The organism is Kitasatospora sp. NPDC001175 (assembly GCF_053598215.1).
Window position 1 is genome coordinate 38,587 of record NZ_JBSFJU010000002.1, and the last position, 15,077, is coordinate 53,663.

The 15,077-nt window shown below is 71.6% G+C and carries 12 protein-coding genes; all 12 read left to right on the forward strand.

Annotated elements, in window-relative coordinates:
* The first annotated feature begins 102 nt into the window (after nucleotides 1-102).
* The 12 genes from ACWDAK_RS02125 to ACWDAK_RS02180 all read left to right on the forward strand — a co-directional run bounded on the left by ACWDAK_RS02125 (nucleotide 103) and on the right by ACWDAK_RS02180 (nucleotide 15,002).
* A complete protein-coding gene (locus ACWDAK_RS02125) occupies nucleotides 103-651 on the forward strand; it encodes a septum formation initiator family protein (protein WP_427393192.1) in 549 nt (182 codons plus the stop codon).
* Entirely contained in the window at nucleotides 648-2,762 is a 2,115-nt protein-coding gene (locus ACWDAK_RS02130; RefSeq protein ID WP_427393191.1) for a peptidoglycan D,D-transpeptidase FtsI family protein, read from the forward strand. The genes ACWDAK_RS02125 and ACWDAK_RS02130 overlap by 4 nt, the downstream gene beginning before the upstream one ends.
* Before the next feature lie 218 nt (nucleotides 2,763-2,980).
* Nucleotides 2,981-4,672 (forward strand): UDP-N-acetylmuramoyl-L-alanyl-D-glutamate--2,6-diaminopimelate ligase, encoded by a 1,692-nt coding sequence (locus ACWDAK_RS02135; RefSeq protein ID WP_344634081.1) that lies wholly within the window; start codon nucleotides 2,981-2,983, stop codon nucleotides 4,670-4,672.
* Nucleotides 4,669-6,072 carry a UDP-N-acetylmuramoyl-tripeptide--D-alanyl-D-alanine ligase gene (locus tag ACWDAK_RS02140; RefSeq protein WP_344634080.1) on the forward strand — a complete coding sequence of 468 codons (1,404 nt, stop codon included), beginning with the start codon at nucleotides 4,669-4,671 and terminating at the stop codon, nucleotides 6,070-6,072. Before ACWDAK_RS02135 ends, ACWDAK_RS02140 begins: the two co-directional genes overlap by 4 nt.
* Complete coding sequence (gene mraY, locus ACWDAK_RS02145; protein WP_344634397.1) at nucleotides 6,072-7,133, forward strand: phospho-N-acetylmuramoyl-pentapeptide-transferase; 1,062 nt, start codon at nucleotides 6,072-6,074, stop codon at nucleotides 7,131-7,133. Before ACWDAK_RS02140 ends, mraY begins: the two co-directional genes overlap by 1 nt.
* Nucleotides 7,130-8,560 (forward strand): UDP-N-acetylmuramoyl-L-alanine--D-glutamate ligase, encoded by a 1,431-nt coding sequence (murD, locus tag ACWDAK_RS02150; RefSeq protein WP_427393190.1) that lies wholly within the window; start codon nucleotides 7,130-7,132, stop codon nucleotides 8,558-8,560. The genes mraY and murD overlap by 4 nt, the downstream gene beginning before the upstream one ends.
* A gap of 73 nt (nucleotides 8,561-8,633) precedes the next feature.
* A complete protein-coding gene (gene ftsW, locus ACWDAK_RS02155) occupies nucleotides 8,634-10,010 on the forward strand; it encodes a putative lipid II flippase FtsW (protein WP_425557498.1) in 1,377 nt (458 codons plus the stop codon).
* Between the two features lie 6 nt (nucleotides 10,011-10,016).
* On the forward strand, nucleotides 10,017-11,123 hold the full coding sequence (gene murG, locus ACWDAK_RS02160; protein WP_344634078.1) for an undecaprenyldiphospho-muramoylpentapeptide beta-N-acetylglucosaminyltransferase: 1,107 nt from the start codon (nucleotides 10,017-10,019) through the stop codon (nucleotides 11,121-11,123).
* Complete coding sequence (locus ACWDAK_RS02165; protein WP_344634077.1) at nucleotides 11,116-11,883, forward strand: cell division protein FtsQ/DivIB; 768 nt, start codon at nucleotides 11,116-11,118, stop codon at nucleotides 11,881-11,883. Before murG ends, ACWDAK_RS02165 begins: the two co-directional genes overlap by 8 nt.
* A 365-nt stretch (nucleotides 11,884-12,248) precedes the next feature.
* On the forward strand, nucleotides 12,249-13,448 hold the full coding sequence (gene ftsZ, locus ACWDAK_RS02170; protein ID WP_427393189.1) for a cell division protein FtsZ: 1,200 nt from the start codon (nucleotides 12,249-12,251) through the stop codon (nucleotides 13,446-13,448).
* A gap of 10 nt (nucleotides 13,449-13,458) precedes the next feature.
* The gene (gene pgeF, locus ACWDAK_RS02175) at nucleotides 13,459-14,193 is read left to right on the forward strand and encodes a peptidoglycan editing factor PgeF (RefSeq protein ID WP_425557497.1); all 735 of its coding nucleotides are present in this window, start codon (nucleotides 13,459-13,461) and stop codon (nucleotides 14,191-14,193) included.
* Nucleotides 14,190-15,002: a YggS family pyridoxal phosphate-dependent enzyme gene (locus ACWDAK_RS02180; protein ID WP_344634075.1), complete on the forward strand. Its 813-nt coding sequence runs from the start codon at nucleotides 14,190-14,192 to the stop codon at nucleotides 15,000-15,002. Before pgeF ends, ACWDAK_RS02180 begins: the two co-directional genes overlap by 4 nt.
* Nucleotides 15,003-15,077: the final 75 nt, after the last annotated feature.

The window sequence follows — 15,077 nt, forward strand, 5'->3', positions numbered from 1 at the left end:
TTCCGGCCGGGGGGAGAGCGGCGAGGGAGTAGTGCGGTGCCGGTGGCCGGTGGTGGGCCCCGCCTGCCCGTGGGCGGGCAGGGACGGGTCCGGGGAGGCAGGATGCTGCCCGGTCAGGGTGGGAAAGCGCGGATCACCGTCCGCCCCGGGCGGCGGCCGGTGCGGGGGCGGACACCGTTCGCGGTGCTGCTGGTGGTGCTGCTCTCGGGCGGGCTGCTCGGGCTGCTGATGCTGAACACGGCGCTGAACGAGGGCTCCTTCGAGCTCTCCCGGCTGCAGAAGCAGACCACCGAGCAGACCGACCAGCAGCAGACCCTGCAGCAGCAGATCGACCAGGCCTCGGCACCGGATGCGCTGGAGCGGCGGGCCCGTGAGCTGGGCATGGTGCCCGGCGGCGATCCCGCCTTCCTGCAGGACGACGGGAAGGTTCTCGGCAAGTCGGGCCAGGCGCAGGACAGCCCGCCGGTGAAGCGTTCCGGCACCGAGCTGTGGCAGCAGCAGAACCGGACCGCCCAGCCGTCCGCCTCCGCGTCCGCCTCCGCGTCGCCCTCGCCCTCGCCCTCGCCGAGTCCCGTCGGGGACGGCACGGTGCAGATCGACCCGGCACCGCCCGCCACCCCGTCATCCCCCGCCGGAGGTTCGCCGCGATGAGTACGCCCCGTCAGCCCTCGCGCGGCTCCGGTGACCGCAAGCCGCAGCGTCCCGCCGGCGCCCGCCCGCCCGCCAGCGATCCGCGCCGCAACCCGGCGCGCGGTGCGGCCCGTACACCGTCGCGCAATCCGGGTGAGCGCCCGCGCGCACCACGCCAGCGCACTTCTGAGCAACGCCGTCCATCGGCTGGGCAGTCGCGCCGGCCGGCCGGCCGGCCGCAGCCGCGTACGGTCAGGCTCGGGGACTCGCGCCGCCGGCTGCGGCTGATCACCGTCGCGCTGACCCTGGTCTTCTCGATCTTCGCGGGCCGGCTGGTCCAGCTCCAGTTGCTCGACTCGGACACGCTGGCCGTCGCGGCGGGCGCCAACCAGTACTACTACGCCAAGCTCTCCGCCGAGCGCGGATCGATAACGTCCTCGGACGGCGTCGCCCTGGCCACGACCGTGGACGCCTACGACGTCGTCGCCGACCCGACCTTCTACCCCCCCGACAAGACCAGGATCCCGGACGCCCCCGAGCAGGCCGCCGCGCTGCTGGCCCCCATCCTCGGCCGCAGCAAGGACCAGCTGGCCGCGGCCCTGCACACCCCGAAGACCAAGTGGGTGATGCTCGCCCCCCGGCAGAGCCCCGAAGTCAAGAAGCAGATCACCGATCTGCGGGCCTCGCTCACCAAGCAGACCGACACCAAGGAGTGCCGGGCCCAGCGGGCGCTCCTCGGCAAGCCCGCCGAGCAGGGCGGACGCCAGTACCTGGACAGCGCCTGCGTCAACCCGCTGGTGGGCCTCGGCTTCACCGACAGCAAGCAGCGGGTCTACCCGGCCGGCGGCGTGGCCGCCAACCTGGTCGGCTTCGTCAACTCCGACGGGGTCGGCACCGGCGGCCTGGAGCTCCAGTACCAGAAGGAGCTGGCGGGCAGGGACGGCCGGGTCACCTACGCCTCCGGGGCCGGCCGGGTGGTGCCCACCTCCGCGGGCGGCAGCCAGCAGTTGCCGGTGCCCGGGCTGGACCTGCGGCTGACCGTCAACCGGGACATCCAGTGGGCGGCGCAGCGGGCGATCACTGACCAGGTGGCCAACGCCGGTGCGGAGAAGGGCTATGTCGTCGTCCAGGACGTGAAGACCGGCCAGATCCTGGCCATGGCCACCTCACCCGGCTTCGACCCCAACAACCTGCGCGCGGCCAAGGCGGACCAGCTCGGCAACGCGGCCGTCCAGGACGCGTACGAGCCGGGCTCCACCGCCAAGCTGATGACCATGGCCGCCGTGCTGGACACCGGCTCGGCGAAGTGGGACACCCACGTCACCGTGCCCAACACGCTGCAGCGCTCCGACCGGGTCTTCCACGACGACATCGACCACCCCACCTGGTACCTGACGCTGGCCGGGGTGCTGGCCAAGTCGTCCAACATCGGGACCATCGAGGCCGCCGAGCACCTGGGCAAGACCCAGCAGGAGTCCAACCGGATCCTCGGTGACTACCTGCACCGCTTCGGCATCGGCCAGCCCACCGGGCTCGGCTTCCCCGGCGAGACCAGGGGCATCCTGGCCAAGCCGGAGACCTGGAGCGGGTCGCAGCAGTACACCGTCCCGTTCGGCCAGGGCCTGTCGGTCAGCGCACTGCAGGCCACCTCGGTGTTCTCCACCATCGCCAACGGCGGAGTACGGGTGACCCCCAGCCTGCTCGCCGGAACCACCGGACCCGACGGCCGGTACACGCCGGCACCGGCCGGGGAGCAGACCCAGGTGGTCAAGCCGGAGACCGCCAAGACCCTCACCGAGATGCTGGAGTCGGTCGTCTCCGATGAGCAGGGGACCGGCGGCGCGGCGCAGATCCCGGGCTACCGGGTGGCCGGGAAGACCGGCACCGCCAACCGGGTCGACCCCAAGACCGGCAAGTACTCCGGCTACACCGCCTCCTTCATCGGCTTCGCCCCCGCGGAGGCGCCCAGGGTGACGGTCTCCTGCGTCATCCAGGACCCGGTCAACGGCCACTTCGGCGGCCAGCTCTGCGGTCCGGTGTTCAAGCAGGTGATGGAGTTCACTCTGAAGACCCTGCACGTCGCGCCCAGCGGGAGCGAGCCGCCCAACCTGCCCGTCGACTGGAAGCCCTGATGAACCACCGTCCAGACCCCCTTCCCGACCCGACGTCGCAGCCCCTGCCGGGTGCCGTGGGTGCCCGGCGAGCCGAAGGGCGCGCCGGCACCGAGAGCGCGGAGCGCGGAGGCGACGGGCGTCGGGACCGGTTCGAAGCGCCCCGGGGCGGGTCGAGCGAATGTAACGGAACGGCCCGGTTTGGCCCTGGGGGCCCATCGGCAGATAGCCTTCCCGCCGTGCCGAAACCCGATCAAACCAACGTGACCCCGCCCCGCCCGACCAGCCCGGCGGCGACTGAGCTCGCCGAGGTCGCCCGTCTGCTGGGCCTGGAGCCCGTCGAGGGCGCGCTGGTCACCGGCATCACCCACGACTCCCGCGCGGTGCGCCCGGGGGACGTGTACGTGGCCTTCCCGGGTGCCAACCACCACGGCGCGGCCTTCGCCGCCCAGGCGGTGGCCGCCGGAGCCGTCGCCGTGCTGACCGACCGCACCGGCGCCGAGCTGGCCGCCGCAACCGGCGTCCCGCTGCTGGTGGTGGACAGTCCGCGCGCCGTGATGGGCCTACTGGCCGCCGCGATCTACGGGCGGCCCAGCGAGCAGCTGCTGACCATCGGCCTCACCGGAACCAACGGCAAGACCACCACCTCGTACCTGGTGGAGGGCGGCCTGCGCGGCGCCGACCTGGTGCCCGGCGTGATCGGCACCGTGGAGATGCGGGTCGGCACCGAGCGGATCAAGAGCGAGCGGACCACCCCCGAGGCCACCGACCTGCACGCCATCCTCGCCGTGATGCGCGAGCGCGGCGCCGACGCGGTGGTCATGGAGGTCTCCAGCCACGCGCTGGTCTACGGCCGGGTGGACGGGGTCGTCTACGACGTCGCCCTGTTCAACAACCTCACGCCCGAGCACCTGGACTTCCACCCGGACATGGAGGACTACTACCGGGCCAAGGCCCGGCTCTTCCAGCCGGACAAGGCCCGCCGCGGCGTGGCCAACCTGGACGACGCCTACGGCCGCCGGCTGGCCGGCGAGGCGCCGATCCCGATGACCACCTTCTCCGCCGCGGGCGACCAGGACGCCGACTGGCGCGCCGTGGACGTCCAGCTCGGCCCGGCCGGCTCGACCTTCCGGGTGCTGGGCCCGGACGGCGCCGCCGCCGACGCCTCGGTGCCGCTGCCGGGGCCGTTCAACGTCGCCAACGCGCTCGGGGCGATCACCGCCCTGGTCACCGCCGGGGTGCCGCTGGAGGCGGCTGTCGCCGGGGTGGCCTCGATCGCGGGCGTGCCCGGCCGTCTGGAGCGGGTGGACGCCGGCCAGCCGTACGTCGCCGTGGTCGACTACGCGCACAAGCCGGACGCCCTGGAGGCCGTCCTGAAGTCGCTGCGCGAGATCACCAAGGGCCGGCTGCACGTGGTGGTCGGCTGCGGTGGTGACCGCGACCCGCACAAGCGCGGCCCGATGGGCGCCATCGCCGCCCGGCTCGCCGACACCGCCGTCCTGACCAGCGACAACCCGCGCTCCGAGGACCCGCTGGCGATCCTCGCCACCATGCTGACCGGCGCTGCGGGCGTGCCCGAGGCCGAGCGCGGCGAGGTGCTGGTCGTCCCGGACCGGGCCGAGGCCATCGCGGACGCCGTCGCCCGCGCCCACGCCGGGGACACCGTCCTGGTGGCCGGCAAGGGCCATGAGCTGGGCCAGTACGTGCGGGACGAGATCCGTCCCTTCGACGACCGCGAGGTGCTGCGCGAGGCCATCGTGCACGCCACCCGCCCCGAGCCCAAGGGCGCGGCGACCGCGGCGGAGCCGCTGATCGGCCCTGCCGGAGCGGCGAGCGGCGAGCGGGGAACGAGCGCCGAAGCGAAGAGCGCCGACACCGGGGCAGGAGCGCCCGGAGGCGAGCGGGCGAGTAACGGAGTGGAGCAGCAGTGATCGCACTGACCCTGGCAGAGATCGCCACCGCCGTCGGCGGCACCCTGGACGCCGCCGATCCGCAGGCCCTGGTGACCGGCCCGGTCGAGGTGGACTCCCGGCAGCTGCGCCCCGGCGGACTGTTCGCGGCCATCCTCGGCGAGCACGTGGACGGCCACGACTACGCCGAGCAGGCGGTGGCCGCCGGAGCCGTCGCGGTGCTGTCGACCCGTCAGGTCGGCGTCCCGGCCGTGCTGGTGGACGACGTGGTGGCGGCCCTCGGCCGACTGGCCCGCGCGGTGATGGACCGGGCCGAGGGCACCGAGGTGGTGGCGATCACCGGCTCGGCCGGCAAGACCAGCACCAAGGACCTGATCGCCCAGGTGCTCCGGCGCCGGGGCGAGACGGTGTTCCCCCCGGGATCGTTCAACAACGAGATCGGCATGCCGCTGACCGCGCTGCGGGTCGAGGACTCCACCCGGCACCTGGTGCTGGAGATGGGCGCCCGCGGCAAGGGCCACATCGACTACCTGACCGGGATCGTGCCGCCGCGGATCGGCGTGGTGCTCAACATCGGCACCGCGCACCTGGGCGAGTTCGGATCCAAGGCCGCGATCGCCGAGGCCAAGGGTGAACTGGTGGAGGCACTCGCCCCCGAAGGCGTCGCGGTGCTCAACGCCGACGACCCCATGGTGCGGCCGATGGCCGAGCGCACCGAGGCCCGGGTGCTGTTCTTCGGTGAGCACCCGGAGGCCGATGTCCGGGCGGCGGACGTTCGTCTGGACTCCACCGGGCGTCCATCGTTCACGCTGATCACCCCGGCCGGTTCCGCAAGTGTTCAGCTGCGCCTGTACGGTGAGCACCACGTCTCGAACGCCCTCGCCGCCGCTGCGGTGGCGGTGGCGCTCGGAATGTCCGTCGACGACACCGCCGCCGCCCTGGGCGAGGCGGGTGCGCTGTCCCGCTGGCGCATGGAGGTCGTCGACCGGGCCGACGGAGTCACCGTCGTCAACGACGCCTACAACGCGAACCCCGAGTCCATGAGGGCCGCGCTGCGGGCTCTGGTGTCGATCGGTGGCCGAGGCCCGGAGCGCCGCCGTACCTGGGCGGTGCTCGGCGAGATGCGGGAGCTCGGCGAGGACAGCCTCGACGAGCACGACGCCATCGGGCGGCTCGCGGTCCGGCTGGACGTCACCAAGCTGGTGGCGGTCGGCGGACGCGACGCGGCGTGTATGGAACTCGGCGCGAGGAACGAAGGTTCGTGGGGTGAGGAGTCGGTGCTGGTGTCCGACGCGGACGCGGCGATCGAGCTGCTGCGGGCGGGGCTGCAACCAGGGGACGTGGTGCTGGTGAAGGCATCGCGTTCGGTGGGGTTGGAGAGGGTCGCCGAGGCGCTGCTCGCGGACGGTGACGCCCGATGATGAAGCAGATCCTGTTCGCGGGCATGATCGGCCTGGTGCTGTCCCTGCTCGGCACCCCCGCGCTGATCAAACTGCTGGCCAAGAACGGCTACGGGCAGTACATCCGCGACGACGGCCCCAAGGCGCACCACAGCAAGAAGGGCACGCCCACCATGGGCGGCATCGCCTTCATCCTGGCGACGCTGATCGCCTACTTCGCCACCAAGGCGATAACGGGCGAGAAGCCCAGCTACTCCGGTCTGCTGGTGCTGTTCCTGACCGCGGGACTCGGCGTGGTGGGCTTCCTGGACGACTACATCAAGGTGGTCAAGCGCCGTTCGCTGGGCCTGCGGGCCAAGGCGAAGCTGCTCGGCCAGTCCTTCGTGGGTCTCGCCTTCGCGATCCTGGCGCTGCAGTTCAAGGACGACCGGGGGCTCACCCCGGCCTCGACCCACCTGTCCTTCGTCCGGGACTTCAGCTGGTCGGTCGGCCCGGTGCTGTTCGTCATCTGGGCCTACTTCATGATCGCTGCGATGTCCAACGGCGTGAACCTCACCGACGGCTTGGACGGTCTGGCCACCGGTGCCTCGGTGATGGTCTTCGGTGCCTACACCTTCATCGGCGTCTGGCAGTACGGCCAGCGCTGCGCCTCGATGATCACCGCCACCGCCAACTGCTACGACGTCCGCGATCCACTGGACCTCGCCGTGGTGGCCGCCGCCCTGATGGGTTCCTGCTTCGGCTTCCTGTGGTGGAACACCTCGCCCGCCAAGATCTTCATGGGTGACACCGGCTCGCTGGCCCTGGGTGGCGCGCTGGCCGGTCTGGCGATCTGCTCCCGCACCGAGATGCTGCTGGCGCTGCTCGGCGGCCTCTTCGTGATCATCACCCTGTCGGTGATCATCCAGGTCGGCTCGTTCCGGCTCACCGGCAAGCGTGTCTTCAAGATGGCCCCGCTGCAGCACCACTTCGAGCTCAAGGGCTGGAGCGAGGTGCTGATCGTGGTCCGGTTCTGGATCATCCAGGGCCTCTGCGTGGCGGTCGGCCTCGGCCTCTTCTACGCGGGATGGGTGACCGGATGACCGAATACGTCTGGGACGGCCTGCCGGTCACCGTCGCCGGCCTGGGCGTCTCCGGGATCAGCGCGGCCCGGGTGCTGCGCGACCTGGGCGCCGAGGTCACGGTGGTCGACGGCGGCGACGGCGAGGGCCTGCGCGCCCGCGCCGCCGAGCTGGAGCGGCTGGGCGTCAGGGTCCGGCTCGGCGACGGCGGCAGCCTGCCCGAGGGGACCCGGCTGATCGTCACCTCGCCCGGCTGGCCGCCCAACAGCCCGCTGTTCCTGGCCGCCGCCGAAGCGGGCGTCGAGATCTGGGGCGACGTCGAGCTGGCCTGGCACCTGCGCCGGCCGCTGCCGTCCACCGGAGAGCCCGCCCCCTGGCTGGCCGTCACCGGCACCAACGGCAAGACCACCACCGTCCAGATGCTGGCGTCCATCCTGACCGCGGCCGGGAAGCGCACCGCCGCCGTCGGCAACGTCGGCGTCTCGGTGCTGGACGCGGTGCTCGCCGAGGAGCCGTACGACGTCCTCGCGGTGGAGCTCTCCAGCTACCAGCTGCACTGGGCGCCCTCGCTGCGCCCGCACTCGGCCGTCGTGCTCAACCTGGCACCCGACCACCTGGACTGGCACGGCTCGATGGAGGCGTACGCCGCCGACAAGGGCCGGATCTACCGGGGCAACCAGGTCGCCTGCGTCTACAACCTGGCGGACCCCGCCACCGAGGCGCTGGTCCGCGAGGCCGACGTCGAGGAGGGCTGCCGGGCGATCGGCTTCGGGCTGGGCTCGCCGGGCCTGTCGCAGTTCGGCGTGGTGGACGACCTGCTGGTGGACCGGGCCTTCGTGCCCGACCGGCAGAAGAACGCCGCCGAGATCGGTTCGGTCGGGGACGTCAACCCGCCCGCCCCGCACAACGTCGCCAACGCCCTCGCGGCCGCGGCCCTGGCCCGGGCCTACGGGGTGGACACCAAGGCCGTCCGGGACGGCCTGCGGGCCTTCCGTCCGGACGCCCACCGGATCGCCGAGGTGGCGGTGGTGGACGGGGTCACGTACATCGACGACTCCAAGGCCACCAACACCCACGCGGCAGCCGCCTCGCTGGCCGCCTACGAGCCGATCGTCTGGATCGCCGGCGGCCTGGCCAAGGGGGCGACCTTCGAGGAGCTGGTTCAGGGCGCGGTACCGCGGCTGCGCGCGGTGGTCCTGATGGGCGCCGACCGGGGGCTGATCCGCGAGGCGCTGGCGCGACACGCGCCGGATGTCCCGGTGATCGAGGCGGCCACGGGCCAGACTGGCGCGGTGGCGATGACCGAGGTGGTCCGCGAGGCCGCCAAACTCGCCCGATCAGGTGACACCGTCCTGCTGGCTCCGGCCTGCGCCTCGATGGACATGTTCACCAACTACGGCGAGCGCGGCGATCTGTTCGCCGCGGCCGTACAGGATCTGCGGAAGTAGGGCGCGCGAGCCGCGGGTGCCGTTGACGGTACCCGCGGCTCGTCGCCCACGGGTGGTGTGAGGGGGAACCGCCGTGGCGGGTGAGGGCAGGGCCGGTACAGCCGCTCCACCCGTGCGCACGGGCTCCCGCCTGCGGCTGATCTCGGCGACCACCACCACCTTCAAGTCTGCGGGCCCGATCGCCCGGCTGCGGGCCTTCAGGGACCGCTTCCGCTACACCATGGGGCGGCCGCTGACGCCGTACTACCTGATCCTCGGCTCGACGCTGCTGCTGATGGTGCTCGGCCTGGTGATGGTGTTCTCCTCCTCGCAGATCCTGGTGATGCAGCGGCACCTGCCGATCACCTTCTTCTTCCGCAAGCAGCTGATCGCCGCCCTGCTCGGGGTGGTGCTGGCGGTGCTGCTGGCCCGGATGCCGGCGAAGCTCCAGCGCAGGTTGGTCTACCCGCTGCTGATCTGCGTGATCGGGGCGCTGGTGCTGGTCGCCATCCCGGGCATCGGCATGGAGGTCAACGGCAACCGGAACTGGATCAACCTGGGCTTCTTCCAGATCCAGCCCTCCGAGTTCGCCAAGCTGGCGCTGGTGCTCTGGGGCGCCGACCTGCTCGCCCGCAAGCAGAAGGGCAAGCTGCTGGACCAGTGGAAGCACCTGCTGGTGCCGCTGGTTCCCGGTACCGTGCTGCTGATGCTGCTGATCATGCTCGGCGGCGACATGGGTACCACGATGATCCTTATCGCGATGCTCTTCGGCCTGCTCTGGATGGTCGGGGCCCCGCTGCGGCTGTTCGGCGCGACCCTGGGCATCGCCGTGGTCGCCTGCACCGCGCTGGTGATCACGGTGCCGCACCGGCTCGACCGGCTGGCCTGCGTCGGCGTCACCAGCCCGCCGCCGGACTCAAACGTCGACTGCTACCAGGCGCTGCACGGACTGTACGCCTTCGCGGCCGGCGGCCCGTTCGGATCCGGACTGGGCGCGGGCGTGGAAAAATGGGGTCAACTACCCGAGGCGCACACCGACTTCATCTTCGCCGCGACCGGTGAGGAGCTGGGCCTGGTGGGGACGCTGTCAGTACTGGGCCTCTTCGCGGCACTAGGGTATGCGGGTATCCGTGTGGCCCTCGGTACGAAGGACCCCTTCGTCAGGTACGCGGCGGGTGCCGCCACCACGTGGATCATGGCGCAGGCCATGATCAACCTGGGGTCGGCGCTGGGACTCCTGCCCATCGCGGGCGTCCCGCTCCCGCTGTTCTCCTACGGCGGCTCCGCCATGCTGTCGGCCATGTGCGCCATCGGGGTGCTGCTCTGCTTCGCACGCAACACCCCGGGGGCGAAGGCGGCTCTGGCCGCCCGGAGCAAGAACTCCCGGTCCAGGGCACTCCTGGCCCGGGTGCTGCCACGACGACGAACCACAGCGCGCCCTGCTCCCCGGCCGGCGCGCAGGGAGCGGTGAATTTCGGTGCATGTCGTACTCGCCGGCGGCGGGACCGCCGGTCACATCGAGCCGGCCCTCGCCCTCGCGGACGCCCTCCGCAGGCACGACCCGACCTGCGGGATCACCGCTCTGGGCACCGAGCGCGGACTGGAGACCAGGCTGGTCCCCGAACGCGGCTACGAGCTCGCGCTGATCCCGGCCGTCCCGCTGCCACGCAAGCCCACCCCCGAGCTGATCACCGTCCCGGGCCGACTGCGCGGGACGGTCCGCGCAGCCCAGGACATCATCGAGAGGGTCCAGGCCGACGCGGTGGTCGGCTTCGGCGGCTATGTCGCCATGCCCGCCTATCTGGCCGCCAAGCGAGCCGGTGTGCCGATCGTGGTGCACGAGGCCAACGCGCGCCCCGGTCTGGCCAACAAGATCGGCGCCCGCTACACGGACTTCGTCGCGGTCTCCACGCCCGACTCCAAGCTCCGGGACTCCCGCTACATCGGCATCCCGCTGCGCCGCACCATCGCCACCCTGGACCGCAACGCAGTCCGTCCCGAGGCCCGGCACTACTTCGGCCTCGACCAGCGGCTGCCCACCCTGCTGGTCTCAGGCGGCTCGCAGGGCGCCCGCCGCCTGAACGAGACCGTGCAGGCGATCGCCCCGCGCCTGCAGCAGTACGGCGTGCAGATCCTGCACGCCGTCGGCCCCAAGAACGAGCTGCCGCACGTCGACGACATCCCCGGGATGCCGCCGTACCGGCCGGTGCCGTACCTGGACCGGATGGACCTCGCCTATGCCGCCGCCGACATGATGCTCTGCCGGGCCGGCGCGATGACCGTCGCCGAGCTGGCCGCGGTCGGCCTGCCCGCTGCCTTCGTCCCGCTGCCGATCGGCAACGGCGAGCAGCGGCTGAACGCCCAGCCGATGGTCAAGGCCGGCGGTGGCCTGCTGGTGGACGACGCCGAGCTCACCCCCGACTGGGTGCTGCAGAACGTCCTGCCGGTGCTCACCGACCCGCGCCGGCTCTGGGACATGAGCCGGGCCGCCGCCGAGTTCGGCCGCCGGGACGCGGACGAGCTGTTGGTCGGCATGGTCTACGAGGCGATCGAGGCATCCCGGGGCGGCCGCCGCCGTGGCTGACGGCCCGGTCCACGACCCGCTGGACGAGGAGCCGGAGTCCGTCCCCGGACTCCGGCTCTCCCGGCGGGGCATCGTGGTGCTGAGCGTCCTCGGCGTGCTGGTGCTGGGGGCGTTCGGCTGGCTGGTCTTCTTCTCCTCGGTCCTGGACGTGCGCTCGGTCGCGGTCCAGGGCCTGGAGAGCGGCAAGCTGACCGACGACCAGGTCCGTGAGGCGCTCGGCGGGCTCCAGCACGGGCCGCTGGCCCGGGTCGACCTGACCGAGGCCGAGCACCGGGTGGAGAAGCTCCCCCGGGTGGCCAGGGCCGAGATCTGGCGGGGCTGGCCGCACACCCTCCAGGTCAAGCTGGTGGAACGCAAACCGGTCGCGGCGGTCAAGAACCCGAATGGCAGCTTCTCCCAGGTGGACGCCGACGGAGTGAGCTTCGCCACCGAACCGAGCCCCCCGGCGGGCATCCCGCTGCTGGAACTGGCACTCAGTCAGCAGGCGAACGACTCCATCGCGGTGATCGACCGTACGTCCCTGCTGAGGGCCGCGGTGACGGTCGCCGCAGGGTTGCCGCCGGAGGTCGCCAAGCGGACGGGCGCGCTTCAGATTCACTCGTACGATGACATCCGACTGCAGCTCAGCGGGGGTGCGGCGGTCCGTTGGGGGAGCCCGGAGCGCACCGCTCGCAAGGCCGTCGTGCTCACCGCGCTGCTCGGGCAGCAGGGGACGAATTATGACGTGAGTGCGCCAGACGCCCCAGCGGTGTCCTCTTGATCCGGTAAGTTCTCTTCCCGAGGGTGGTGTTGACGCAGTCACAGCTCCGCCTCGACCCTGGGTGGTCCACCCCCCGGTTTCACCGGGCGGTCGATGATCACATAGGCTCAAAAGAAAAACGGGAAGCTCGGCGTGTTCGTTGAACACGGGCCAGATGCGACCTACTGTCCTGTGTCACCGGACTGTGTCCCACGGTGATGTGACGCAGGCATAGCGGTAACCCTAAACCTCAAGTTTAGGGTACGGGTCGGTGGTCGGCATTTCGGACATTCAGTGCTGAAACCCTGCTTCCCACCCATCGACATCCGTCGGCCTTCACGACAGGGGGAAGCCGACCCCGGAACTCGAGGCGAGAGGCCTTCGACGTGGCAGCACCGCAGAACTACCTCGCAGTCATCAAGGTCGTCGGTATCGGCGGCGGTGGTGTCAACGCCATCAACCGGATGATCGAGGTCGGTCTCAAGGGCGTCGAGTTCATCGCGATCAACACCGATGCGCAGGCCCTCCTGATGAGCGACGCCGACGTCAAGCTCGATGTGGGCCGTGAACTCACCCGGGGCCTCGGCGCCGGCGCCAACCCCGAGGTCGGCCGAAAGGCCGCCGAGGACCACCGCGAGGAGATCGAGGAGGTCCTCAAGGGGGCCGACATGGTCTTCGTCACGGCCGGCGAGGGCGGCGGCACCGGCACCGGCGGCGCGCCGGTGGTGGCCAACATCGCCCGCTCGCTCGGCGCGCTGACCATCGGTGTGGTCACCCGCCCGTTCACCTTCGAGGGCCGCCGCCGCGCCAACCAGGCCGAGGATGGCATCGCGTCGCTGCGTGAGCAGGTCGACACCCTGATCGTGATCCCGAACGACCGGCTGCTGTCCATCTCCGACCGCCAGGTCAGCGTGTTGGACGCGTTCCGCTCCGCCGACCAGGTGCTGCTCTCCGGTGTCCAGGGCATCACCGACCTGATCACCACCCCCGGTCTGATCAACCTCGACTTCGCCGACGTCAAGTCGGTCATGTCGGACGCCGGTTCGGCTCTGATGGGCATCGGCTCCGCCCGGGGCGAGGACCGCGCCAAGGCCGCCGCCGTGATGGCGATCTCCTCGCCGCTGCTTGAGGCCTCCATCGACGGCGCCCGCGGTGTGCTGCTCTCCATCTCCGGTGGCTCCGACCTCGGCCTGTTCGAGATCAACGAGGCGGCCCAGCTGGTCAGCGAGGCGGCCCACCCCGAGGCCAACATCATCTTCGGTGCGGTCATCGACGACGCGCTCGGCGACGAGGTCCGGGTCACCGTGATCGCGGCTGGCTTCGACGGCGGCCAGCCGCCGGCCATCGTCCGCGAGCCGGTGGTCAAGGCGACCCCGCCGAGCACCCCGCCGGCCGCGCCCGAGCGGCCGGCCACCCGGCCCGTGTACGGGACCATCGGCTCGGTGACCTCCCGCGAGGAGTCCCGCACGGCCGACGTTCCGGCCACCACGACCGCTCCGCCGGTCCCGCCGCAGGTGCAGCCGGTCCGGCAGCCCTTCGTGGAGAGCCCGGCCGAGGAACTCGACGTGCCGGACTTCCTGAAGTAAACACTCTTAAGTGATCGATACGACTGAATGCAACGGTGCTCACTTCGCCTTCACCGACCGGTGGGGCGGGGTGAGCACCGCGCCGTACGGGGAGCTCAACCTCGGCGGCGCGGTGGGGGACGACCCGGCCGCCGTCCGGGAGAACCGCGAGCTCGCCGCCCGTGAGCTGGGGATCGACCCGGCCGATGTGGTCTGGATGAACCAGGTGCACGGGGCCGAGGTGGCCGTGGTGACGGAACGCCAGCGGCAGGGTGAGGCGCCGGCGGTGGACGCGGTGGTCGCCGACCGGCCACTCGCCCTCGCGGTGCTGACCGCGGACTGCACGCCCGTCCTGCTGGCCGACCCGGTCGCCGGGATCGTCGGCGCCGCACACGCCGGCCGCCCGGGTCTGGCTGCCGGGGTCGTCCCGGCGCTGGTGGCGGCGATGCTCACCAAGGGGGCGTCAGCGGAGCGGATGGTGGCCGCGATCGGGCCCGCGGTCTGCGGTCGCTGCTACGAAGTGCCGGCCGAACTGCGCGCCGAGGTCGCGGCCAAGGTGCCCGCCGCCTACGCCGAGACCTCCTGGGGCACGCCCGCACTGGACGTACCCGGGGGCGCCGCCGCACAGCTCGCCGAGGCCGGGATCACCAAAGTAGTGCGATCATCTGTCTGCACCCTTGAGTCGGCAGATCACTTCTCCTACCGTCGTGAGCAGCGCACCGGCCGTCTCGCGAGCTATGTCTGGTTGGGCTCTGAACTCTCATGACGAATGACATCTACGGACCGTTCCCGGGTCGGGCGGACTTCCTTGCCCGCCTGACGGAGCAGCAGCGCGCCCGCTACGAGCAGCTCGGCACCAACCTGGAGGTCGTCGAGCGCCGGATCGCCGCCGCGTGCGAGGCGGCCGGGCGCCCCCGTGAGGACGTCACCCTGATCGTGGTCACCAAGACCTACCCGGCCGAGGACACCGCGCTGTTGGCGGCGCTCGGTGTGACGGACGTGGCCGAGAACCGGGACCAGGACGCGGCGCCCAAGGCCGAGACCTGTGTCCAACTCCCGCTGGCCTGGCACTTCGTGGGCCAACTACAGACGAACAAGGTCCGCTCGGTGGTCCGTTACGCGGACGTGGTGCACTCGGTGGACCGGGCGCGGCTGGTGGACTCGCTCTCCGCGGCCGTCCTCAGGGCCGAACGGGCCCCGCTGGACTGCCTGGTGCAGGTTGCGTTGGACAGGGACGTGCCGGTCGGCGGCTCCGCCGCGGGGGACGAGGTCGGTCACCGGGCCGGGGTCGCGCCGGCCGACGTGGAGGCGCTGGCGGACAAGATCGCCGACACGCCCGGGCTGCGCCTGGCCGGTGTGATGACCGTCGCACCGCTGGCCGGACCGCTGGCCGAAAAGCCGGACGAGGCATTCGCGCGGCTGGCGGAAATCGCAAGCGCCGTACGGGCGAGCCATCCTGCTGCCACCATGGTGTCCGCAGGGATGAGCGGTGACCTGGAGCAGGCCGTGGCGGCCGGGGCGACACATGTACGCGTCGGTACGGCGGTACTCGGAGTGCGGTCACCGCTCCGGTAACGTCACCGAGTAAGTAGATCAGACTGCAGGACAAAACAGGACATAAAACCTAGCAGCTTGCCACAGCGCTAGCGA